The 20,452-nt window shown below is 62.5% G+C and carries 21 protein-coding genes; 4 read left to right on the top strand and 17 right to left on the bottom strand.

What is annotated here, in order from left to right; genetic code table 11:
• Positions 1 to 86: 86 nt before the first annotated feature.
• From E1K68_RS00355 to aspA, 17 genes are all read right to left on the bottom strand, one after another.
• Positions 87 to 1,046, bottom strand: a complete 960-nt coding sequence (locus E1K68_RS00355; protein ID WP_094774002.1) for a PDR/VanB family oxidoreductase — start codon at positions 1,044 to 1,046, stop codon at positions 87 to 89.
• On the bottom strand, positions 1,043 to 2,077 hold the full coding sequence (locus tag E1K68_RS00350) for an aromatic ring-hydroxylating dioxygenase subunit alpha (RefSeq protein WP_003195686.1): 1,035 nt from the start codon (positions 2,075 to 2,077) through the stop codon (positions 1,043 to 1,045). Before E1K68_RS00350 ends, E1K68_RS00355 begins: the two co-directional genes overlap by 4 nt.
• A 19-nt stretch (positions 2,078 to 2,096) precedes the next feature.
• Positions 2,097 to 2,324: a recombinase-like helix-turn-helix domain-containing protein gene (locus E1K68_RS00345; RefSeq protein ID WP_003195684.1), complete on the bottom strand. Its 228-nt coding sequence runs from the start codon at positions 2,322 to 2,324 to the stop codon at positions 2,097 to 2,099.
• Positions 2,325 to 2,349: 25 nt separating this feature from the next.
• The gene (locus tag E1K68_RS00340) at positions 2,350 to 3,492 is read right to left on the bottom strand and encodes an FAD-dependent monooxygenase (protein WP_034134088.1); all 1,143 of its coding nucleotides are present in this window, start codon (positions 3,490 to 3,492) and stop codon (positions 2,350 to 2,352) included.
• Positions 3,493 to 3,505: 13 nt separating this feature from the next.
• Positions 3,506 to 4,471, bottom strand: a complete 966-nt coding sequence (locus tag E1K68_RS00335; RefSeq protein ID WP_003195680.1) for a VOC family protein — start codon at positions 4,469 to 4,471, stop codon at positions 3,506 to 3,508.
• A complete protein-coding gene (locus tag E1K68_RS00330) occupies positions 4,468 to 5,964 on the bottom strand; it encodes an aldehyde dehydrogenase (protein WP_169912817.1) in 1,497 nt (498 codons plus the stop codon). The genes E1K68_RS00335 and E1K68_RS00330 overlap by 4 nt, the downstream gene beginning before the upstream one ends.
• Before the next feature lie 9 nt (positions 5,965 to 5,973).
• Positions 5,974 to 6,777 (bottom strand): aspartate dehydrogenase, encoded by an 804-nt coding sequence (locus E1K68_RS00325; RefSeq protein WP_003195676.1) that lies wholly within the window; start codon positions 6,775 to 6,777, stop codon positions 5,974 to 5,976.
• A gap of 10 nt (positions 6,778 to 6,787) precedes the next feature.
• Complete coding sequence (locus E1K68_RS00320) at positions 6,788 to 8,473, bottom strand: thiamine pyrophosphate-binding protein (protein WP_212613647.1); 1,686 nt, start codon at positions 8,471 to 8,473, stop codon at positions 6,788 to 6,790.
• Positions 8,466 to 9,263: an SDR family oxidoreductase gene (locus E1K68_RS00315; protein ID WP_003195673.1), complete on the bottom strand. Its 798-nt coding sequence runs from the start codon at positions 9,261 to 9,263 to the stop codon at positions 8,466 to 8,468. Before E1K68_RS00315 ends, E1K68_RS00320 begins: the two co-directional genes overlap by 8 nt.
• Before the next feature lies 1 nt (position 9,264).
• Entirely contained in the window at positions 9,265 to 10,098 is an 834-nt protein-coding gene (locus tag E1K68_RS00310; protein ID WP_003195671.1) for an IclR family transcriptional regulator, read from the bottom strand.
• Positions 10,095 to 10,973 carry an alpha/beta hydrolase gene (locus E1K68_RS00305; RefSeq protein WP_003195669.1) on the bottom strand — a complete coding sequence of 293 codons (879 nt, stop codon included), beginning with the start codon at positions 10,971 to 10,973 and terminating at the stop codon, positions 10,095 to 10,097. The genes E1K68_RS00310 and E1K68_RS00305 overlap by 4 nt, the downstream gene beginning before the upstream one ends.
• A 4-nt stretch (positions 10,974 to 10,977) precedes the next feature.
• On the bottom strand, positions 10,978 to 11,517 hold the full coding sequence (locus tag E1K68_RS00300) for a cupin domain-containing protein (protein ID WP_212613646.1): 540 nt from the start codon (positions 11,515 to 11,517) through the stop codon (positions 10,978 to 10,980).
• A gap of 13 nt (positions 11,518 to 11,530) precedes the next feature.
• Positions 11,531 to 12,298: an SDR family oxidoreductase gene (locus tag E1K68_RS00295; RefSeq protein WP_003195665.1), complete on the bottom strand. Its 768-nt coding sequence runs from the start codon at positions 12,296 to 12,298 to the stop codon at positions 11,531 to 11,533.
• Positions 12,295 to 13,071, bottom strand: a complete 777-nt coding sequence (locus tag E1K68_RS00290) for an ABC transporter permease (protein WP_003195663.1) — start codon at positions 13,069 to 13,071, stop codon at positions 12,295 to 12,297. Before E1K68_RS00290 ends, E1K68_RS00295 begins: the two co-directional genes overlap by 4 nt.
• A gap of 27 nt (positions 13,072 to 13,098) precedes the next feature.
• The gene (locus tag E1K68_RS00285) at positions 13,099 to 14,091 is read right to left on the bottom strand and encodes an ABC transporter substrate-binding protein (protein WP_003195661.1); all 993 of its coding nucleotides are present in this window, start codon (positions 14,089 to 14,091) and stop codon (positions 13,099 to 13,101) included.
• A gap of 39 nt (positions 14,092 to 14,130) precedes the next feature.
• Entirely contained in the window at positions 14,131 to 14,967 is an 837-nt protein-coding gene (locus tag E1K68_RS00280) for an ABC transporter ATP-binding protein (protein ID WP_050499539.1), read from the bottom strand.
• A 409-nt stretch (positions 14,968 to 15,376) separates the two neighbouring features.
• The gene (gene aspA / locus E1K68_RS00275) at positions 15,377 to 16,801 is read right to left on the bottom strand and encodes an aspartate ammonia-lyase (RefSeq protein ID WP_003195657.1); all 1,425 of its coding nucleotides are present in this window, start codon (positions 16,799 to 16,801) and stop codon (positions 15,377 to 15,379) included.
• A 181-nt stretch (positions 16,802 to 16,982) separates the two neighbouring features.
• Between aspA and E1K68_RS00270 the strand changes: the two genes are divergently transcribed.
• The 4 genes from E1K68_RS00270 (at position 16,983) to purE (ending at position 20,441) form a co-directional block, all read left to right on the top strand.
• Positions 16,983 to 17,903 (top strand): LysR substrate-binding domain-containing protein, encoded by a 921-nt coding sequence (locus E1K68_RS00270; RefSeq protein ID WP_003195655.1) that lies wholly within the window; start codon positions 16,983 to 16,985, stop codon positions 17,901 to 17,903.
• A gap of 184 nt (positions 17,904 to 18,087) precedes the next feature.
• A complete protein-coding gene (locus E1K68_RS00265) occupies positions 18,088 to 18,453 on the top strand; it encodes a helix-turn-helix transcriptional regulator (protein WP_236270440.1) in 366 nt (121 codons plus the stop codon).
• Positions 18,450 to 19,754 carry a type II toxin-antitoxin system HipA family toxin gene (locus tag E1K68_RS00260; RefSeq protein ID WP_212613645.1) on the top strand — a complete coding sequence of 435 codons (1,305 nt, stop codon included), beginning with the start codon at positions 18,450 to 18,452 and terminating at the stop codon, positions 19,752 to 19,754. Before E1K68_RS00265 ends, E1K68_RS00260 begins: the two co-directional genes overlap by 4 nt.
• A 195-nt stretch (positions 19,755 to 19,949) precedes the next feature.
• On the top strand, positions 19,950 to 20,441 hold the full coding sequence (gene purE / locus E1K68_RS00255; protein ID WP_003195648.1) for a 5-(carboxyamino)imidazole ribonucleotide mutase: 492 nt from the start codon (positions 19,950 to 19,952) through the stop codon (positions 20,439 to 20,441).
• Positions 20,442 to 20,452: the final 11 nt, after the last annotated feature.

Genomic DNA, 20,452 nt, shown 5'->3' with positions numbered 1-20,452 from the left:
GAAAAACGTTAACGATACTGCGAGCACCTTGGAGTAACGCGGTGCCTGGACGTTCTTCGCGAGCAAGCTCGCTCCTACAAGGGGGGTTAGAGGTCGAGCACCAACCGTCGGCTCTTGCAGCCTGAAACGCACACCATCATCGACTTGTTCGCAGCCCGCTCGGCCTTGGTCAGCACCCCATCGCGGTGGTCGATTTCGCCCCCCACCACCCGCGTCTCGCAGGAGCCACACACGCCTTCGCGGCAGCTGTGATCAATGTCGCAACCCGCCTCCAGCAGCACATCCAGCAAACTCAAGCCAGGTTCCACCGCCAGGGTTTTGCCGGACCTTTTCAGTTCAACGCTATAACTGCTCTGGGCGTCTTCGCTGGGCGGCAGTTCGGCGGCGGCAAAGCGTTCGATGTGAGCATGGGGATAACCCAGGCGCTCACAGGTACTTTCGAAAGCGTCGAGCATCGGCGTCGGGCCGCAGCAGTACAGATGGGTATCCGCAGGTTGGCCGGCGAGGTAGGCGGCCAGATCGGGCGGCACGCCTTTTTCGTCATTGAAGTGGTAAATCACCCGCGCACCGAGTCCGCCCAATTCTTCTACCAATGCAGCTTCCTGGCGTGAGCGGGCGCAGTAGATCAGCTCGGCGGATTTTCCCAGCGCCAGCAATTGGCGGAACATGCAGTAGATCGGCGTGATCCCGATGCCTCCGGCCACCAGCACACTGTGGCTGGCGCTCAGGTCCAGTTCGAAGTTGTTGCGAGGCGGCGAGATCGACAACGGCATGCCGACCCGCAATTGGCTGTGCACATACTCCGAACCGCCACGGCTGTTGCGGTCACGCAGGATACCGACCACATAACGCCCACGGTCGCTGGGCGAATTGAGCAGCGAATAACTGCGCACCAGGCCGTTGGCCAGGTGCAGGTCGATGTGCGAGCCGGCGTCGAACGGTGGGAACACGGTATCGCCCAAAGGCCGCAGTTCGACGCTGATGATGCCTTCGGCCTCATAGCGCAGGGTGTGGACGCGGGCGTTGAGGAGCGCGGCTTTGTTCATGGCAATTGCTTCGCGTCGATCAACTCGAGCTGGGCTTTGGCGGCGTTCTTCAGGTACCGCCGCAGCCGCACTACGCCCAGGTCGTGCTGGTAGAGGTTTTCACGCTGATTGGCATCCGGCTCCATGAATTCCAGCAGCACCCGGTCTTGTTCAAGCACCGCCCAATGCCGCGCTTCCAGACGGTTTTTGTACAAGAAGCGCCAGGTGTCACGCTGCCAGCCGGTCAGTGGGCGGCAGCGCCAGTGAAATGCGGCGGCCAGCGAACGACTGCTGGGGGTGTAGCTGCCGATGATGGTGAAGTTGCCGCCGGGGCCGCCGGTTTTCGGGTAGGGGATTTCCAGGCGCAGCCAATGGCAGCCGTTGTCCACGAACTCGGTCCAGTCGAAGTTCACGCCGCGCTGGCCTTCCTTCTCGAAGAAAAAACCGGTGTCGGTGTCGCGGGTGACAAACTTGGCGGTGGCTTCGCCTTCGCTCATCGAGTGCGACATCTTGTGCAGGTAGGTGCCGTGCATCGGGTCCATGACGTTGTCGATCACGTAGCGATAGTCGCCTTTCCACTCGGTGTAGCAGACGAAGCTGCTCCACTCGGGAGAGGTCAATTGTTCGGGCAGCACCAGCTCCGGCGCAACGTCCAGGTGCGGGTCGGTGGCGTTGAACAAGAAGATCGCGCCTGCGGCTTCGCGGGTGTGGAACATACGCGTGGGCCGGCTGCCTTCCAGTTTGCAGCCGGGGCTGCCGGGTACTTTGGTGACGGTGCCGTCGCAGCGCACTTCAACGCCGTGGTACGGGCACTGCAGGCGATCGCCCAGCACCGGCCCTTGGGACAGCGGGGCGCCGCGATGGGGGCAATGGTCTTCCAGCGCATGAACGCTGCCATCGTTGTCGCGCCACAGGGCGATCTTGTAGCCCAGGCGTCGTATCGACAGCGGCTTCTCACCCAAAAGGTCCGACGGCAATACCGGGAACCAGAGGTCTTTGAGGCCATTGGCCAGATGCTGTTCAACAGGGTCGACGGTCAATTGCATGTTCATTTTTATTCCTTCTGCCGGGTCATTCGCCCAGCCGGGCCATCAGGGTTTTGTAGGCATCTTCGGTCCACTCGCCGCTGGTCAGCGGGCACGGCGGGCCGGCCAGGTTCAAATGCGCGAGCAGGGCCGGCAGTTCGGTCACGCCACTGCCAAACGCGCGCTCGATGGAGTCGCCCAGCAACTCTTCGAACTGGGTGTTGGGTCGTTTACGTGCCTGATGGGGTTGCAGGTAGGGTTCGTGAGTACTCATGGTGTTGACCTCCGTACAGGTGTGTTCAGGCTGCGTGAGTTGTTGGGACGCCCCAGGCGTCGTAGCCGTAGACCCAATCGGCATTACCGCCGTCCTTGAGCCACTGGTTGCCCCGCGAGCCGATCTGGATCTGGCTGGTGCGTTCCAGGCGCGCTTGCTGGTAAGCCTGCAACGCGCCGGCCACCGAGGCCTGGCTGTCGAGGTCTTGCAGGTAGCGGGCGAGCACCACCGCATCTTCGATGGCCTGGCCGGCGCCCTGGGCCATGAACGGCATCATCGGGTGGCAGGCATCGCCCAGCAGGGTGATCGCGCCCTTGGACCAGAACGGCAGCGGGTCACGCTCATACAACGCGGTCTTGAGCACATCGGTGCAGGCATCAAGCAGGGCGCGGGCGTCCGGATGGAACGCCTGGTAGTGGCTGCGCAGCTCATCGGCATCGCCGGCGCTGGTCCACGACTCTTCGTGCCAGCTGTCCTGGGCGGTGGTGGCGAAGATGAAGATGTCTTTGCCCTGGTTCAGCGGGAAGGTGACGATCTGGCTTTGCGGGTTCGGCCCCCACCATTTGGTGAACGCCTGGATGTTCGGCACATGCGCCACCTGTTCGGCCGGTACCACCGCGCGATAGGCCACCACTCCGGTAAAGCGCGGATGCTCTTCGCCAAACAGCGCGCTTCGCACCACTGAGTGGATACCGTCTGCGCCAATCAGCACGTCACAGCGGTGCTGGCTGCCATCCTTGAAGTGCAAGGTAATGCCGTCGTCAGCCTGTTCTATCCGTTCGGCACGCTTGGCGAACTGCACGTTGTTCAGCGGGAACACTTCGGCCAGGGCCGCGAGCAGGTCGGCGCGGTGGATGGTCAGTTGCGGCGCGCCGTATTTTTGTTCGGCAGCATCGGACATTTCCAGGCGCGAGGTTTCCTCGCCGGTGTCCCACATGCGGCTGATGCGGTGCGTGGGGCGAGCGGCCGGGATGCGTACGGCGGGGCCAATGCCCAGGCCATCCAGCGCACGGACCGCGTTGGGGGTGAGGTTGATATCGGCACCGACGCGCAAAAAGGCCTTGGACTGTTCGAACACGGTGACCTGGTGACCGGCGCGATGCAGGGCGATGGCGGCGGTCAGGCCGCCGATACCGGCACCGGCGATAGCAATATTCAGGGAAGGCATGGGCGACTCCTGCTCAAGGTTTGGGTTTGTCGGTGAGGAACTTGCCTTGCGGCGCTTCGACGTGTTGCTGGCGCCGGGTGTTGCCGTCGATACCGCCAGCAATGGCCCATTCAGCGAAGACCGTAGGGCCGGGCTCAAAGGTGCGTGGCTGCCATTCGCCGGTCAGTTGGTCTTCATCGGCGTAGTACTCCACCAGCGCGCCGGCCGGGTTCTTGAAGTACCAGAAAAACGCCGAAGACACCGGGTGGCGGCCCGGCCCGATTTCGGTCGGCCAGCCGCTGCGGGACACATGCATGCCGCCGCCAAACACCTCATGAACGTCGCGCACGGTAAAGGCCACGTGGTTCAGCCCCGCCCGTGGTGCCGGCAGTTGCAACATGAACAGGTCGTGGTGGCCGCCTTCTTCGGCGGTGCGCAGGAAGGCGCCGCGGTCCGGGTAACGGTCCGAGGCCTGGAAGCCGAAACGCTCGTGGTAGAAGGCTTCGCAGGCGTTCACGTCCTTGACGAAAAACACCACGTGGCCGACTTCAATCGGCGTGGCGCGCTCATAGATCGGCGCCGCCTTGTTGATCCGGCCCTTGGTCTGCCAGGTGTTGTGGCCGCTGCATTCAATCTCCAGTTCACGCTTGCGCGTGACTTGCAGGCGGATCGCCAGACCGTTGGGGTCGGTGCAGCCGATGCGCCCGTCACATTCGACAAACCCCGGGTCATTGGCGATGCGTTGGCTGTACAGCGCCAGGTCGGCGGTGCTGGCTACGCCCCATACCACTTCGCGCACCGTGGAGCCGGCTTCGATGGCCGGCGGCAGGCCCGGCTTGTTCAGGTCCGCAAGCACTACGCGACAGCCGTTGAGGGTCTCGAACACCACCTCGTCCGATTGCGCGCTGACTTGGGTCAGGCCCCAGTCGCTGAAAAAACGTACGCAGGTGTCCAGGTCCTCGACGCCGTAAGTGACTTCATCAATACCTAAAACGCTCATTGCGCTACCTCTCGTGGCACACCGGCCCAGGCCAGTGGCTGTTCGTTCATGCCCCAGTAGAGGCTCTTCTGTTCCATGTACTGCAGGATGCCCAGGCGACCTTTTTCGCGGCCCAGGCCGCTGTCGCGCCAGCCGCCGAAAGGCGTGGAGATCGAGAACTGCTTGTAGGTGTTGATCCATACCGTACCGGCCTGCAAACGCCGGCCCAGGGCCCAGGCGCGCTTGTAGTCACGGGTCCAGATGCCGGCGGCGAGGGCGTAGACGCTGTCGTTGGCCTGCTCCAGCAGTTGTGCTTCGTCGTCGAACGGCATGGCGACCAATACCGGCCCGAAGATTTCCTCCTGGCACACTTGCTGGTGGTTGCTCAGGCCCTCCAGGATGGTCGGCGGATAGAAGTAACCCTGGTCATACACATTACCGCTGGGGCGCTGCCCACCCAGGCGCAGGCGCCCACCTTCGGCCAGGCCGAGGGCGACGTAACGCTCCACCGATTCGCGGTGGCTGGCGCTGATCAACGGGCCCATCTGTGTATGCTCGTCGGCCGGGTCGCCCACCCGCAGGTTCGCGGCGGCAGCGACCAGGCGCTGCATGAACGGCTCGTACAAGGCGCGGGCGATGAACAACCGGGAGCCGGCGATGCAGGCTTCGCCCGACGAACTGAAGATGCCGTACAGCACCCCGGCCACCGCATGCTCAAGGTCGGCGTCCTCGAGGACGATGGTCGGTGATTTGCCGCCCAGCTCCAGGGACACCGGCATCATCTTGTCGGCGGCGATATGGGCGATGTGCTTGCCCGTGCGCGTACCACCGGTAAACGACACGCGCTTGATCAGCGGGTGGCGGGTGAGCGCATCCCCCAGCAACGAACCCTTGCCCGGCAGCACGCTGATCAATCCCTTGGGCAAGCCGGCCTCTTCACACAGACGCGCCAGGCGCAGGGCCAGCAGCGGGGTGATTTCCGCCGGTTTGATCACCACCGCATTGCCCGCCGCCAATGCCGGAGCGACCTTCTGCGCCTCGCTGGCAATCGGCGAGTTCCACGGAGTGATCGCGGCGACCACGCCCATCGGTTCATACACGCTCATGCTGATGAAATCACCGCGTGACGGGGTGATGGTTTCTTCCAGGGTTTCGCAGGCCGCGGCGAAGAACTGAAAGGTGCCGGCCGCACTGGCTACCAGGGCGCGGGTTTCATTGATCGGTTTACCGTTGTCCTGGCGCTGCAGTTGCGCTAGCTCTTCGCTGTGCAGGCGGATCAACTCGGCGATGCGATACAACACGCCGGCCCGCTCGTGGGGTTTGCGCTGGGCCCAGCCGCTGTGCAAAAACGCCTGGTGCGCGCCCTGAATGGCTTCTTCCACATCCTGCAGGTCGGCGGCATTGAGCCAGGCCACGGCTTCGCCGGTGGCCGGGTAGCGGCTGGCATAACGCTCGCCACGGCCTGGGCGCCACTGGCCGGCGATGCAGATGGGTAATGTCTGTTCGGTGTTCATCGACGGCTCCTAAATGGAAATCGCGTGGGCATGGTTGCCCAAGGCACGGACCACGCTGTACACGGTCAGCGCCGAGGTCTTCGGGTTGGCCAGCAAGGGCTTGCCGCGCAGACTCAACTCGAAACGGCCAAAGGCGCCCCGGGCTTCGAAGTGGTGGACGTTTTCATCGCTGTGGGGGTCGGCGATCAACGTGACATGGGTGCGGTCCAGGCCCAGGCCGGCCAGCGACAGAGTGGCCGCGACGTTGGCGTTCTTGGGGTACAGCCGCGCCGCTTCGCGGGCGCTGCCCTGGAAGATCACCGTGGCTTGCTCGATGGTGTCCAGGTCACAGGCCTGCTCGCCGGGGGTGTTCTTCCAGGCGCGGGCCGGCTTGCGGCCGGTGTAGTTGACCGCGTCCAGCCCGCCGACCTTGGCCGCCGACAGCGCATCGATGCCGCCGATGGCGCCAGGCAGCAATTCGATGCGGGTCTTGCCGCGTTCCGCCGCCGCCTCCAGGCGCTCCACCAGGCCGATCTCGGACAACGCGCCCACCGACACAATCAGGCAGGCAATCCCACGCTCCAGCGCCGGCAGCACATGCTCTTCAATGGCGCGATGCCCGGCGCACTCCACCAGCAAATCCGGGCGGGCATCGGCGGGCAAGGCCGTCAGCACCTGCGGCGGCTGTTTGAAACTGGCCAGGCGCTGGCGCACCAAGGCTTCGGAGCCCTCAGACGCGATGACGTAATCCACGCACAGCTGTGGGTCGTTCTCCAGCAGCTCCAGCACACCGACGCCAATGGCACCGCAGCCGATCATGGTGATATGCAACATGGTGCGATCCTCAGGCGGTGGCCTTCTGGGCTTTGGTTTCGCTGTTGGGCGGGCCGGCAAACTGGGTGGCGAAGTTGCCGACGCTGAGCATGTCCACTTCCAGCAGGAACGGGCCTGGCTGGCTCAGGGCGCTGTCCACCACCGTGCCGAAGTCCTTGAGGTCGGTGACCAGGCCATGGCGCAGTCCCAGGGACTCGGCGAGCTTGGTGTAGTCCGGGGTGTGCAGGTCGACGTAGCAATGGCGGCTGCCGTAGACCGCGTCCTGGATATTGCGGATCACCCCGTAACGCTGGTCGTTCATCAGCAGGATCACCAGGTTGGCGCGCTCCTGGACCAGAGTCGCCAGCTCACCCAGGTTGAGGATGAAACCGCCGTCACCTGCGATTGCGAACACTTTGCGCTCCGGCGCCGTTTCCGCTGCGGCGACGGCTGCGCCGATGCCCATGGCCAACCCCTGGCCAATCCCGCCGCCCAAGGCATGCACACCCGCGCGTGGGTGATACAGGGTCAGCAGGCGGTTGCCCCAGATGCTGTTGGACAGGGTCACGTCGCGTACCCAGGAGAAGTTGCGCCCGGTCACGGCCTGCAATTGCTCGACCATGGCCGAGTACGGCCCGAGGTCGGCCATCAGTTGGCTACGTGATTGTTCGCGCACGGCTTTGAGTTCAGTGAGAAAGCTCGGGTCGGTGTGCAAGCGACCTTCCAGGCGATCCGCCAGGCCCTCGAGCGCCAGCGCCGCATCGCCGCAGACAAACAGTTCGCTGGCGTAACTGCGCCCTTCGATCGCCGGGTTGGCGTCGATGCGCAAGAGATTCGAAGGCAGTTTCAGTGCGTACTTGAAGGTTTCGTTACTGCGCAGGCGCGAGCCGGCGATCAGCAGCGCATCGCAGGTTTGCAGGAACTGTTCGACCCGCTTGTTCTGCGAAAAAGCCCCCAGGCAACGCTCGTCGTCTTCATTGACCACGCCGCGACCTTGCGTGGAGGTGATCACGCCCATGCCCATCGCCAGCAGGCGCTTGACCTGTACGCCGGCATGGCGGGCGCCGCCGCCGAGCCAGAGCATCGGTCGCTTGGCGCTGGCCAGGCGGTCGGCCATCAGGTCCAGGGCATCCGGCGCGGGCACGGCCACCGGGATCGGCAGGGGCGACAGGTCGGTGGGCATCGGGATAAAGGTGGACTGGATGTCGATGGGGATTTCGACGCTGACCGGCCCGGTGGGCGCGGTCAGGGCGGTCTGCACCGCGAGCTTCATGGTGCTCAGGGCGGTCTCGACACTGCGTACGCGAAAGGCGGCCTTGGACACGGCCTTGAGCATGTTCAACTGGTCGCGGGCTTCGTGGATGTAGGCCAGCTCCTGGTCCAGGTACGGCGTTTCGATCTGGCCGGTGATGTGCAGCAGCGGGGTGCCTGCAGTTTGGGCTTCGACCATCGCGCCTGCGGCATTGCCGGCGGCGGTGCCGGTGGACGTCAGGCACACACCCAGGCCGCCGGTGGTGCGGGCATAGGCGTCGGCCATGTTGGCGGCGCCGGCTTCGCCCCGGGCCATGACGAAGCGGATATTGCCGCGCACTGCAAAGGCATCGAGAATCGGCATGTTGTGGATCGAGATCACGCCGAACACAGCCTTGACGTCGCATTGCTCGAGAAAGGCGGTGATGGCAGCGCCCACGGTGACAGTGTTGTTTTCATTACGCATGGCGGGACAGGCCTCCGGATACATCGATATGGCTGCCTGTGGTGTAAGCCGACAGAGGCGAGGCCAGAAACAGGATCGCGCGGGCCGCTTCAATCGGCAGGCCCAGGCGCCCCAAGGGAATGTGTTTTTGTTGTGCCAGCCGTGCGGTCCATTGCGCCCAGCCGAGGTCGCGTTCTTCGCGCGCTTCGAAACGCCTGCGCCATTGCCCGGATTCCACCAGGCCGATCAGGATGCCGTTGACGCGGATGCCCTGCGGGGCGAACTCAGTGGCCATCGAGCGCACCAGGTTCTTGAGCCCGGCGCGTGCGGCAGAGGTGGCGACCATGTGCGGTTCGGGCTGGCTGGCCAGCAGCGAATTGACGCAGACGATGGCGGCGTCAGGCTGGTTTTCCAGCTGAGGCTTAAACGCGCGGACCGGGTTGATCACCGAGAAAAACTTCAGGTTCAGCTCTTCGGTCCAGGCGCTGTCGGTGGTGTCGGCAAAGGTCGAGACCCGGCCTTGCCCGGCGTTGTTGATCAGCACATTGGCCGCTCCCAGCGCAGCCAGGCTGGCGGCGGCAAACGCGTTGACCGACTCGGCATCGAGCACATCGCAGGCCTGGGCCAGCAGGCGGGCCTTTGGGAAGCGCTCGCGCAAACCGGCTTCAGCACCGCGCAGGCGCTCTTGATCACGACCGCAGAACGCCACCGCCGCACCGGCTTCCAGCAGCAGTTCGACACAGGCCAGGCCAATGCCCGAAGAACCCCCGGTGACAATGGCGACGCGGCCCTGCAATTGGTAAAGGCTCATGTCAGTCTCTCATCAAGGCGGTGACGCGGGGCTGCCCGTTGTGGGCGCCGCCGTTGTAGTTGAGCAGGCGTGACAGCTCGTCGGCGCTGCGCCGGACCTGATTCAAGAGTTCTTCAAAGTTGACGTGGCCGATCTGCGCGGTAGGGATGGTCACGCCCAGGGCTGCGACAATGCCGCCGCTCTGGTCACGCACCGGCGCGGCCACCGTGGAAATCGCCGACTCGAAAAAGCCTTCGCCGCTGACAAAACCGCGCTGGCGGTCGGCCTGGACCAGGTCGAACAAGGCCATCACGGTTTTTGGTGTGCAGGGCGAGTGTTGTTCCAGGTGCTCTTCGGGGTACAACTCACGCAACTCGGCCAACGACAGGTCTTCGAGCAGGATGCGCCCCAACACAGTGGCGTGGGCGGGCAGGCGAGTGCCGACGTTGACCGCGTTGGAGAACACCGACGGCGGTGAAACCTTGGCCACGTAGACAATCGAGCGACCATCACGCACCACCAGGTTGCTCGGGTAATTGACCCGGTCGCACAGGCGCGCCAGCAGCGGCTGGCCAAGCTCGGTCAGCTCCAGCGACGCCAGGTACTCGAAGCCCAGGCGCAGCACGGACATGCCGAGGCGGTATTCATTGCCGCTGCGGGTGACGAAGCCCATGGTCTCCAGGGTGGTCAGCAGACGGAAGATGGTCGAGCGAGGCAGTGCCAACCGGCGTGCCAGCTCCGGCGCGGTCAGGGTGCGGTTGCGTCGGCTGAACTCACAGAGCAGGAGCAGGCCGCGCTCCAGGCCTGGAACGATGTATTTGTCCTGAGCGTCTTTGAGCAGATCGGAATCGTTCATAGGGTTCTACCTGTCAGGGATTGATGAATGGCGCAGGCCAGGCGCCCGGCTACCACTTGGGGTTGCTCGATGGGGCTGGCGTGGCCGGCGTCGGCAATCAGGTTGAAGCTGGCGCCCAGCGCCTTGGCCACGCTCAGGCAGGCCTCGGCGGGGGTGATGCTGTCGGCTTCACCGCAATGAACCTCGCAGGGCATGGCCGGTTGGCCATGGCGCAGCAGGTCATCGCCGCACAGCAATTCAATGGCCTGGCGATAACCAACGGGGTTCAGGCGCGCCATGTTCCAGCGCACCCAAGCCAGGGCCTGGGGCGTGGCACGGGGCGACAGCATGTGAGCGCTGCGTTGTTCAGCCAGGCCGGCGATGCCCAGGCGTTGCAGGTTGTCCACGCGTTGCTGACGCACCTGCTGGCGCTGTTGGCCAAGGGCTGGTGCGCCATAGCCGCGCGCCGGGCTGATCAGCACCAGCCGGTTGACGCGATGGGCCTGTGAACTACGGGCGAATGCCAGGGCGGTGAGGGCGCCGAGGGAATGGCCGACCAGCACACATTCCTCCACACCCAGTGCATCCAGCATCTGCGCCAGACGGGCTGCGTATTGCTCGGCCTTGGGCGCATCCGACTCCAGCGGGCTGGAATCGCCGTAGCCGGGAGCGTCCCAGGCGATGACCCTGGCCTGGGGCGCCAGTTGCCGCGCCACTTGCAGCCAGGATGCCGCTCCGGAGCCGATACCGTGCAGCAACACCACCACCGGCCCCGCGCCACATTCGCGCAATGCCTGCTGCCCACCGGCCGAGGCCACCAGGCGTTGGGGGAAATCACGCTCCAGTTGGGCTTGCAGGTCCGCCGTCGGCGCGGCTTGAGAGAGTCCTGGCAGCATGGGCTTATCCGCGCTTGATCGAAGCCAGAGGGTGCTCTGGCGGGTAGGTCGGCGTGATGGGTTTTTTCGCGCCGAGCATCACGCACATCAACGCGTCTTCATCGCCGATGTTGATCTCCTCGCGGTACACGCCCGGTGGCACGGAAATCACGTCGCGGTCAGTGAGGATGGTCTCGAAGCGCTCGCCGTCTTTTTCCAGCACCACCTTGAGCTTGCCGCGTAGCACGAAGAACACTTCTTCGACGTCGATGTGCAGGTGCGGCGGGCCTTCGTGGCCAGCCGGGATCACCATGGTGGAAAAGGTGAAATGCTCCGACGGGATGGTGTTCATGTCGGTGCAGATGCCGGTGCCGCCGGTGCCGATGTAGCGCATTTGTGCGCGGCGGAACTTGGGGTCGTAGTCGGCCTGGAACTTCAGCGCATCCCAGTCGTACTTGCGCGTTTCGTAACGGGCGATACGGGTGTTCATCCAGCTTTCCAGGCTGGCGCCGGCCGGGCGGTCCCAGCTTTTCGGGGTGTCGTTTTGGGCAGATAGATCAGTCATGACAGTCTCCAGATCAAGGCATGACGAACCCGCCGTTGACCGGCAGGGTTTGTCCAGTGATGAAGCGGGCAAGGTCGGACAGCGCGAACAGCACGGCGCCGCTGACGTCTTCGGGCAATTGCGGGCGTTGGATGGCCCGCTGGTCGTTGTACAAACGGTGACGAGCCTCGGGCACGTAGGCGGTGGCTTCCACCAGCACCAGGCCAGGGGCGATGGCGTTGACCGTGATGTTGTCGGCGCCCAGCTCGCGGGCCAGGCTGCGGGTCATGGCGATGATTGCGCCCTTGCTGGCAACGTAGGCCAACAGGTTTGGCGCGCCCCACAGGGGCGTGTCGGAGGCCAGGTTGACGATGGCGCCGTGGCCACTGGCACGCAGTGCCGGCAGGCAGGCGGTAGTCATCAGCCAGGTGCCGCGCACGTTGACCTGCATCACCTGGTCCCAGGTGTCGATGCTCAGGTCTTCGCAGCCTTTGCCACCGGAGTTGGTGATGGAGGCGTTGTTCACCAGGCCATCGAGGCCGCCCAGCAAATCGAGTGTCGCGCTGATGCATGCCTGGATCGACTCAGGCTGGGCCAGGTCGACAGTGACAGCCTGCACGTCCAGCCCCAGGGCTTGCAGTTCACACGCCGCCTGTTGCACACGGTCTTGCAGCACATCGGCAATCACCACGCGAGCACCGGCCTGGCCGATGGCCTGGGCGAACCCGTAACCCAGGCCACGGGCGCCGCCGGTCACCAGTACGCGGCGACCTTCGAGCAAACGATTACGGTCGGTCATCATTGCGTGCTCAACATGGCTTTGGGCATGTAGTGCAGGACGCGTTTTTCTGCCCACACCACGGCGCCGTAGGCGACCACCCCAATCAGGGTGAGCATGACGATGGCGACGAATACACCGGCCGTGTTGCCTTGGCCCTCGGCGTCCACCAACAGGAAGCCCAGGCCCTGGTTACCGCCGACCAGCTCGCCGACGGTGACGCCGATCACCGCCAGGGTGGAGGCGATGCGCAGGCCGGAAAACAGCGCGGCCATGGCTGAGGGAAATTCCACCAGGCGAAAGATCTGCCAGCGGCTGGCGTTCATGGTGCGCACCAGGTTGATCATGTCCGGGTCGACCGTGCGGATCGCCGAGAGCACGTTGATCATCACCGGGAAAAACACAATCAGGATTGCGATCAGAATTTTCGGGTAGATGGTGTAGCCCAGCCACATCACGAACAGCGGCGCAAAGGCGACCTTCGGTGCAATCTGCAACGCCAGGATGTAGGGCGACAGCATTGCTTCCGCCGCGGGCGACAGGCCCAGGGACACACCAATCATCACGCCCAGCAAGGCGCCCAGGGCGAAGCCGACGACGATCTCCATGGCGGTGATCAGGGTGTGTTGCAGCAGGCCGCCGCTGTGCCACATCACCAGGCTTTCCTGGGCCACGCGGCTGAGTTTGGGCATGACGAATTCGGGCATGCCGAGCAGCCCGGGGCCCCATTGCCAGAGCGCCAGGAACAGGATCAGCAGCGCCACGCTACCGAGCACGGAGTGGTTCAGGTTTTTCATCGTATGCGTACCTTGTTGTCCGGTGCGTTATTGCGCGGCGACCGGGCTGTCGACGAATTGGTTGGTGAACAGCTCATCCAGCGGGGTTTCCCGGGGGACGATGCCTTCGCTCACGTAGAACTGGCGGACCTTGTCCAGGCGCTCGGGGTCGATGTGCCCCAGTACGCGCTGGTTGGCGTAGACGTGCTCGACATAGAGCTTGAAGATTTTCTCCAGTGAGTCTTCCTTGCCGGCGTAGGTCGGGACCGCTTTGGCAAAGGTGACGGCGGCGGCACGCGGGTCCTGGATAATGTCGTGCATGCCTTTGAGCGTGGCCTGCACCACACCGCGCACCACCTGGGGGTGGTTTTTGATGGCGTCATCCGAGGCGAGGATGGCCTGGGCCATGCTTTCGAAGATCTGCTCCTGGGGAATCAGCTTGATCTGTGCGCCGGCTTCTTCGGCGGTGACCATCCAGTCCGGCACGCCGGCCATAGCCTGGGCCTTGTTGGCCGTAAACAGTTGCCAGACGCCGGCAGGCCCAGCGGCCTGGATGTCCACGTCGTTCTTGCCAAGGCCGGCCTTGCGCAACGAAGCGAGCAGCGCGTAATAGGTGGTGTCGGAATACGACATCACCGTCATGGTCTTGCCCTTGAGGTCGCTGACGTTATTGATGTTGTCCTTGGAATGGGTGGCGATCATGGTCACACCGCCTGCACCCAGCACCGCCACGGCGCGCACCGGAATACCGTTGCCGCGCACCATGATCGGCGTGTCGCCGATGGCGCCGCCGAGCAGGGCATTGCCGGCGCCGATCTGCTTGGCCACGTCGACGCCACCTTTGGCGGCAATGAACGTGAGGTTCAGGTCCTGGGCCGCGTAGTAGCCTTTTTCCTTGGCGATGATCCACGGTGCAAAGGCTGGCAAGTTAGGTGGGGCCGGCAGCAGGTAGGTGACGTCGGTTGGCTGCGCCTGGGCCGCGCAGGTCAGGCCGAGGCCAAGGCTGAGCGCGCAGAAACGTTGGAACAGAGACTTGAGCATGGGAACTCCTGAATCGGTTGGGGGCCGCAAGCGCGGCAATCAGTGCAGTTCGGTGTCGGCGCCGACGTGCAGCAGCTCCATCAGGCGACCGACCAGCGGGCCGATCTCCGGTAGCTTGCGGCGCTCCAGCGGGTTGTCGCGAAACGGCAGGTCGATGCTGATTTCTTCGATGATGGTGCCGGGGCGGGCGCTCATGACCAGCAACCGGTCAGACATGGCGATCCCCTCGATCAGGTCGTGGGTGATGAACAGCGCGGTCTTCTTTTCATCGAACAGCATCCGCGCCATGTCCTGCTGCAGGATCATCTTGGTCTGAGCGTCGAGGGCGGAAAACGGCTCGTCGAGGAACAACACCTGAGGGTCGATGGCCAGGGTGCGTGCCAGGGCAGCGCGTTGGCGCATACCGCCGGAGAGCTGGAACGGGTAGTGATCGGCGAAGCCGTTGAGGTGGCAACGGTCGAGCAAGTCCAGGGCTACCTTCTGCCGGGTCGCGCTGGGCACGCCTTGAATCTCCAGGCCCAGTTCGACATTGCGGCGAATGCTGCGCCACGGCATCAGCAAATCTTTTTGCAGCATGAACGCGACTTGTGGCACGGGCCCGGTCACCGGTTCGCCGCCCACGAAGACTTCTCCTTCAGTGGGGCGATACAGGCCAGAGCCCATATTGAGGATGGTGCTCTTGCCACAGCCGGACGGACCGATGATCGACACGACCTCGCCGCGACGGATCTTGAAGTTCACATCGCGAATGGCAAATGGCGCTTCGGTTTTACCTTTGGCTGGGAAACATTTACCGACATTACGGAATTCAATTTCAGTCGGCTCCAGCTCTTCCTTAAGTGCGGGCGTATTCCATTGGGGCGTCACGGCGTACATCTCTTTCACAGCCATCAGGAAGGTACTCTGGTCTGTTTTATAGGTGATACGCCGTTTAGTGCATGAACAATGCCAGTGAGTTAATTCCTACAAATTTTTGTTGATTTCCCTTTTAAATTAATTAGTTGCGAGATTAAGGTTACTTATTGAGCGTTTCATATATGAAACCATTGTTTTTATATGGCACGAAACTGCACACCGTTTGTGCACGCAATGGGAATTTGCAATGAATGAATGCTTTTTCAAGTAACGCCGCAGGCGTGATGTTTTATAGGTGAAACGCACTAACAGCGCTTTATATAAGGAGAGGAATTACGAGCAAAAAAAAGGGCCTGAAGAACGAGTCTTCAAGCCCTCAAAAGGTGAGAGGTGTCTAGTCCCTCAGCCTGGTGAGCGGTGCAACAAACGCTTAGGCCTTCAGCGGGACCAAGCGTGGGGCAATCATGTTTTCCGGGCGCAGGATGTCGTCGAGCATGGCGTCGTCGAGCAAGCCTTCTTCACGCACCAGTTCCAGCACGCCGCGCCCGCTTTCAAGCGCGATACGCGCAATGCGGGTGGCGTTTTCATAGCCGATGTATGGGTTCAGCGCGGTGACCAGGCCGATGGAATGTTCCACCAGTTCGCGGCAGCGGGCTTCGTTGGCGGTGATGCCGACGATGCAGTGCTCGCGCAGCATGTCCATGGCGCGTTGCAGCAGGCGGATCGAGTCGAAGATCTTGAAGGCGATCAGCGGCTCCATCACGTTCAACTGCAGTTGGCCGCCTTCGGCTGCCATGGTCAGGGCCAGGTCGTTACCGATGACTTGGAACGCTACCTGGTTGACCGCTTCCGGGATGACCGGGTTGACCTTGCCGGGCATGATCGAGCTGCCTGGCTGGCGAGCCGGCAGGTTGATCTCGTTGATGCCGGTGCGTGGGCCGCTGGACAGCAGGCGCAGGTCGTTGCAGATCTTGGACAGCTTCACGGCAGTACGCTTGAGCATGCCGGAGAACAGTACGAAAGCGCCCATGTCGGAGGTGGCTTCGATCAGGTCGGCCGCCGGTACCAGCGGCTGACCGCTGATGGTGGCCAGGCGTTGTACGGCGAGGGCCTGGTAGCGCGGGTCGGCGTTGATGCCGGTACCGATCGCGGTTCCGCCCAGGTTCACTTCGGTCAGCAGCTCTGGCGCCAGGGTTTTCAGGCGGGCCAGGTCTTCACCCAGGGTGGTGGCGAACGCGCGGAATTCCTGGCCGAGGGTCATCGGCACGGCGTCTTGCAATTGTGTGCGGCCCATTTTCAGCACATGGCTGAACTCGGCGCCTTTGGCGGCGAACGCCTGGATCAGGCTGTCGAGGCTGGCCAGCAGCGCGTCATGGCCCAGCAGCAGACCCAGGCGGATCGCGGTCGGGTAGGCGTCGTTGGTCGACTGCGCCATGTTCACGTCGTTGTTGGGGTGCAGGTACTGGTATTCGCCCTTCTGGTGACCCATGGCCTCCAGCGCGATGTTGGCGATGACTTCGTTGGCATTCATGTTGGTTGAAGTGCCAGCGCCGCCTTGAATCATGTCCACCACGAACTCTTCGTGGAAATCGCCGCGGATCAGACGAGCACAGGCTTCGCTGATGGCAGCGTGCTTGGCTTCGCTGAGCTGGCCCAACTCGCGGTTGGCGTCAGCCGCTGCTTGCTTGACCATTGCCAGACCGACCACCAATTTCGGGTAATGCGAAATCGGAACGCCCGAGAGGCGGAAGTTATTCACCGCTCGCAGGGTCTGGATGCCGTAATACGCTTGAGCCGGTACTTCGAGTACGCCAAGCAGGTCTTTTTCGGTACGGAAAGATGCAGCAGAGGACATGACGGAAATCATCTCAATATGGACCCGGGACTGGCCGGAACGCTGCGAATGCTAGGCTTGTAGAACTTTTTGGGCCAATGCTGTTAAACACTGGCCTATGCACAAACGGCATAATGTGGATGTGACCCGGTTATCTTGGCGGGCGTGTGTGCCAAAATGGTGCATTCCGTGGGAGGCAGTGATGAACCTTGAGAGCAAGTGGTTGGAAGACTTCAGCGCCCTGGCGGCGACGCGTAGTTTTTCCCAGGCGGCTGAGCGGCGCTTTGTCACCCAGCCGGCGTTCAGTCGGCGTATCCGCAGCCTGGAAGCCGCGTTGGGGCTGACGCTGGTCAACCGTTCACGCACGCCGGTGGAGCTGACAGCGGCCGGGCAGTTGTTTCTGGTGACGGCGCGCACGGTGGTCGAACAGCTGGGCGAAGTGCTGCGCCATTTGCATCATCTGGAAGGCGGGCAGGGCGAAGTCATGCAAGTGGCGGCCGCCCACTCCCTGGCCTTGGGGTTCTTCCCACGCTGGATCGCGCAGTTGCGCAACGAAGGGCTGAACATTGCCACGCGGCTGGTGGCCACCAACGTCGGCGACGCCGTGCACGCCCTGCGCGAAGGCGGTTGCGACCTGATGCTGGCGTTCTATGACCCGGACGCGGCGATGCAAATGGACGCCGAGATTTTCCCGTCGCTGCACCTGGGTAACACCGAAATGCTCCCGGTGTGTGCCGCCGATGCCGATGGCAAGCCGCTGTTCGACCTGGAAGGCGAGGGCAGTGTGCCGCTGCTGGCCTACAGCGCCGGCGCGTTCCTGGGCCGCTCGGTGAATTTGCTGCTGCGCCAGCGGGCCCTGCGCTTTACGACCATTTACGAAACCGCCATGGCCGACAGCCTCAAGAGTATGGCGCTCGAAGGCCTGGGTATCGCCTGGGTACCGCAGTTGAGCGTACGTGCAGAGTTGGCACGGGGCGAACTGGTGGTGTGCGGCGGGCCGCAATGGCATGTGCCGCTGGAGATTCGCTTGTATCGCTGCGCGTTGGTGCGCAAGGCGAATGTGCGGTTGTTGTGGCGCAAGCTGGAAGGTGGGGCAGCGCAAGGAGATCGAGGTCTCGCTTGAATGAAATTGAGTGGTTTACTGCTCAATAGATCGTTTTTTATCATGTTTTGATCATTTTTCTGCTCAAAAAGTATTGTTCAATACGTGATCACTTGCCGGGATAAATATTGGCTAGAATACTGATCAGAGGTTTGTGTAAATCCATCTTTTGATCAGGAAACTGCACAAAATGCGAATGACGACGATGAGTGAGCAAGCTATCGCACAAACGATTGGCTCGCGCGTTGAAGCCTTGAGGGTGAAGAAGAACATCAATCAGGAAACGGTTGCCGAGGAGGCGGGTATTTCCCGCACGACGTTACGGCAGTTGATGGCGGGCAAGGGCACCTTGCTCAATCTGATTGCGGTATTGCGGGTGATCGGGGAACTGGATCGGTTGAGTTCTCTGGTCGAGGAGGTGCGTTCAAGCCCCATCCAGATGGCGAAAATGGCTGGGAAAAAACGTCAGCGCGCCTATACCACCCGCAAAGACTCATCCGAAACCACCTCTATACCGGGCCAGAAAAAGCGCCTTGTGCCCGACGCAGTCAAAAAGGACACCCGTTGGTGATTGCACAGATCTATTTATGGGGTTTATACGTCGGAGCGCTCAATTGGGACGAGACAACCCAGGTGGGCGAGTTCGAGTTTTCACCCGAGTTTGTCTCCACGGGGCTTGAGATCTCGCCCATTCACATGCCCGCCCGCGCCGAGTACACCTACGCATTCACCAACCTGAACCGGGAAACCTATAAGGCGCTTCCGGCGATTTTTGCCGACTCGCTTCCGGATGACTTCGGTAATGCCTTGATCAACGCATGGTTGGCGCAGCAGGGTCGCGACAAGCTTTCGTTCACGCCGGTGGATCGACTCCTCTACCAAGGTAATCGCGGCATGGGCGCGCTGGAATATCGGCCGGCCATGAACACTGAGGCCAATGAGGCCGAAACCATCGAGGTCGCGGCGTTGGCCCAGTTGGCTGGGGAGGTGCTCTCGGGGCGCCAAAGCCTGGAGGACCGGCTGACATCCAATGACCCTAGCGTGGACGACGCCGCGTTGCAGCGCTTGATCCAGGTGGGCACAAGTGCCGGTGGCGCTCGCGCAAAGGCGATCATTGCCATCAATCGCGAAGGGCATATCAGGTCAGGGCAGGTTCCAGCGCCCAAAGGCTATAGCTACTGGTTGCTCAAGTTCGATGTCGCAAAAAACACCGACGTGCTTGCCGATAGCCAGGGGTTTGGTCGCATTGAATATGCCTACCACCTGATGGCCAGGCAAGCCGGTGTGGTAATGGCTGAGTGCCGTCTGCTTGAAGAGGGGGGGCGTGCTCACTTCATGACCAAGCGATTCGACCGCACCGATGACGGCGACAAGATTCACACCGCGACGTTGTGCGCACTGGACCATGCCGACTACAAAAAACCGGGTGAGTACTCCTACGCCGAGGCCCTGAGCGTGTTCAGGGCGCTGAAACTGGGGCGCCGGGAGGCGGAGCAGTTTTTCAGGCGCATGGTGTTCAACGTTATCGCTCGAAACCAGGACGACCACACCAAGAACATCAGCTTTTTGCTGGACACTGACGGTACCTGGTATTTGTCGCCTGCCTATGACGTTACCTGGTCCTACATGCCTGGAAACTTCTGGGTCGACAGCCATCAGATGAGTATCAACGGTAAGCGCGACAATTTTGTGGTGGCTGACCTGCTCAGTGTGGGCAGCCAGATCAAAGGGCTGAAGGCCATGCAGATCATCCGTGAGGTGCATGAGGCGGTGGCGCAATGGCCTGTGATCGCTGCAGAAGTGGGGGTCTCGTCGGTCATGATTGATGCCATTGCCAAGACCCATCGAATGGACCTCGCGCCTGACTCTTAAGTCAATAAAACCGCCACTTTGCGCCGCTAGACAGATGGTCATCCCAGGGGCTGTTTATCTGGATTATTACGGTATACTGCGCGGCCTTCGGCCGGTCCAACCGGCCTTAATTCGTACACCAAGCCACGCCGGTCTCCCGCGTGGCTTGTTGTTTTTTGACGCGCCTGCGGGCGCCCAGAGAGAAGAGGCACGACGATGAGTGCATTGGTTGGCGTGATCATGGGCTCCAAGTCCGATTGGTCCACCCTTAGCCACACCGCCGATATGCTGGAAAAACTCGGCATTCCGTACGAAGTGAAGGTGGTCTCCGCCCACCGCACCCCGGATTTGCTGTTCCAGTATGCCGATGAAGCAGAATCCCGTGGCATCGAGGTGATCATCGCCGGTGCCGGCGGCGCGGCGCACTTGCCTGGCATGTGTGCGGCCAAGACTCACCTGCCCGTGCTTGGCGTGCCGGTGCAGTCGTCGATGCTCTCGGGCGTGGATTCGCTGTTGTCCATCGTGCAGATGCCGGCCGGCATCCCGGTGGCAACCCTGGCGATCGGCAAGGCCGGCGCGATCAACGCAGCCTTGCTGTCGGCCAGCATCCTGGGTGCCAAGCACCCGCAGTTTCATGCGGTGCTGAAAAAATTCCGTGCTGAGCAGACAGACAGCGTGCTGGACAATCCAGACCCACGCATCGCCTGAGGTTGTTATTG

The sequence above is a fragment of the Pseudomonas sp. B2021 genome, from assembly GCF_018135665.1.
GTDB classification, from domain to species: Bacteria; Pseudomonadota; Gammaproteobacteria; order Pseudomonadales; family Pseudomonadaceae; genus Aquipseudomonas; species Aquipseudomonas lactis.
This window is presented reverse-complemented; position numbering and strand designations above follow the sequence as displayed.

Excerpts from the sequence above, each read along its gene's own strand:
- E1K68_RS00355 (WP_094774002.1), bottom strand. The coding sequence starts at position 1,046 with ATGAACAAAGCCGCGCTCCTCAACGCCCGCGTCCACACCCTGCGCTAT.
- E1K68_RS00350 (WP_003195686.1), bottom strand. The coding sequence starts at position 2,077 with ATGAACATGCAATTGACCGTCGACCCTGTTGAACAGCATCTGGCCAAT.
- E1K68_RS00345 (WP_003195684.1), bottom strand. The coding sequence starts at position 2,324 with ATGAGTACTCACGAACCCTACCTGCAACCCCATCAGGCACGTAAACGA.
- E1K68_RS00340 (WP_034134088.1), bottom strand. The coding sequence starts at position 3,492 with ATGCCTTCCCTGAATATTGCTATCGCCGGTGCCGGTATCGGCGGCCTG.
- E1K68_RS00335 (WP_003195680.1), bottom strand. The coding sequence starts at position 4,471 with ATGAGCGTTTTAGGTATTGATGAAGTCACTTACGGCGTCGAGGACCTG.
- E1K68_RS00330 (WP_169912817.1), bottom strand. The coding sequence starts at position 5,964 with ATGAACACCGAACAGACATTACCCATCTGCATCGCCGGCCAGTGGCGC.
- E1K68_RS00325 (WP_003195676.1), bottom strand. The coding sequence starts at position 6,777 with ATGTTGCATATCACCATGATCGGCTGCGGTGCCATTGGCGTCGGTGTG.
- E1K68_RS00320 (WP_212613647.1), bottom strand. The coding sequence starts at position 8,473 with ATGCGTAATGAAAACAACACTGTCACCGTGGGCGCTGCCATCACCGCC.
- E1K68_RS00315 (WP_003195673.1), bottom strand. The coding sequence starts at position 9,263 with ATGAGCCTTTACCAATTGCAGGGCCGCGTCGCCATTGTCACCGGGGGT.
- E1K68_RS00310 (WP_003195671.1), bottom strand. The coding sequence starts at position 10,098 with ATGAACGATTCCGATCTGCTCAAAGACGCTCAGGACAAATACATCGTT.
- E1K68_RS00305 (WP_003195669.1), bottom strand. The coding sequence starts at position 10,973 with ATGCTGCCAGGACTCTCTCAAGCCGCGCCGACGGCGGACCTGCAAGCC.
- E1K68_RS00300 (WP_212613646.1), bottom strand. The coding sequence starts at position 11,517 with ATGACTGATCTATCTGCCCAAAACGACACCCCGAAAAGCTGGGACCGC.
- E1K68_RS00295 (WP_003195665.1), bottom strand. The coding sequence starts at position 12,298 with ATGATGACCGACCGTAATCGTTTGCTCGAAGGTCGCCGCGTACTGGTG.
- E1K68_RS00290 (WP_003195663.1), bottom strand. The coding sequence starts at position 13,071 with ATGAAAAACCTGAACCACTCCGTGCTCGGTAGCGTGGCGCTGCTGATC.
- E1K68_RS00285 (WP_003195661.1), bottom strand. The coding sequence starts at position 14,091 with ATGCTCAAGTCTCTGTTCCAACGTTTCTGCGCGCTCAGCCTTGGCCTC.
- E1K68_RS00280 (WP_050499539.1), bottom strand. The coding sequence starts at position 14,967 with ATGTACGCCGTGACGCCCCAATGGAATACGCCCGCACTTAAGGAAGAG.
- aspA (WP_003195657.1), bottom strand. The coding sequence starts at position 16,801 with ATGTCCTCTGCTGCATCTTTCCGTACCGAAAAAGACCTGCTTGGCGTA.
- E1K68_RS00270 (WP_003195655.1), top strand. The coding sequence starts at position 16,983 with ATGAACCTTGAGAGCAAGTGGTTGGAAGACTTCAGCGCCCTGGCGGCG.
- E1K68_RS00265 (WP_236270440.1), top strand. The coding sequence starts at position 18,088 with ATGAGTGAGCAAGCTATCGCACAAACGATTGGCTCGCGCGTTGAAGCC.
- purE (WP_003195648.1), top strand. The coding sequence starts at position 19,950 with ATGAGTGCATTGGTTGGCGTGATCATGGGCTCCAAGTCCGATTGGTCC.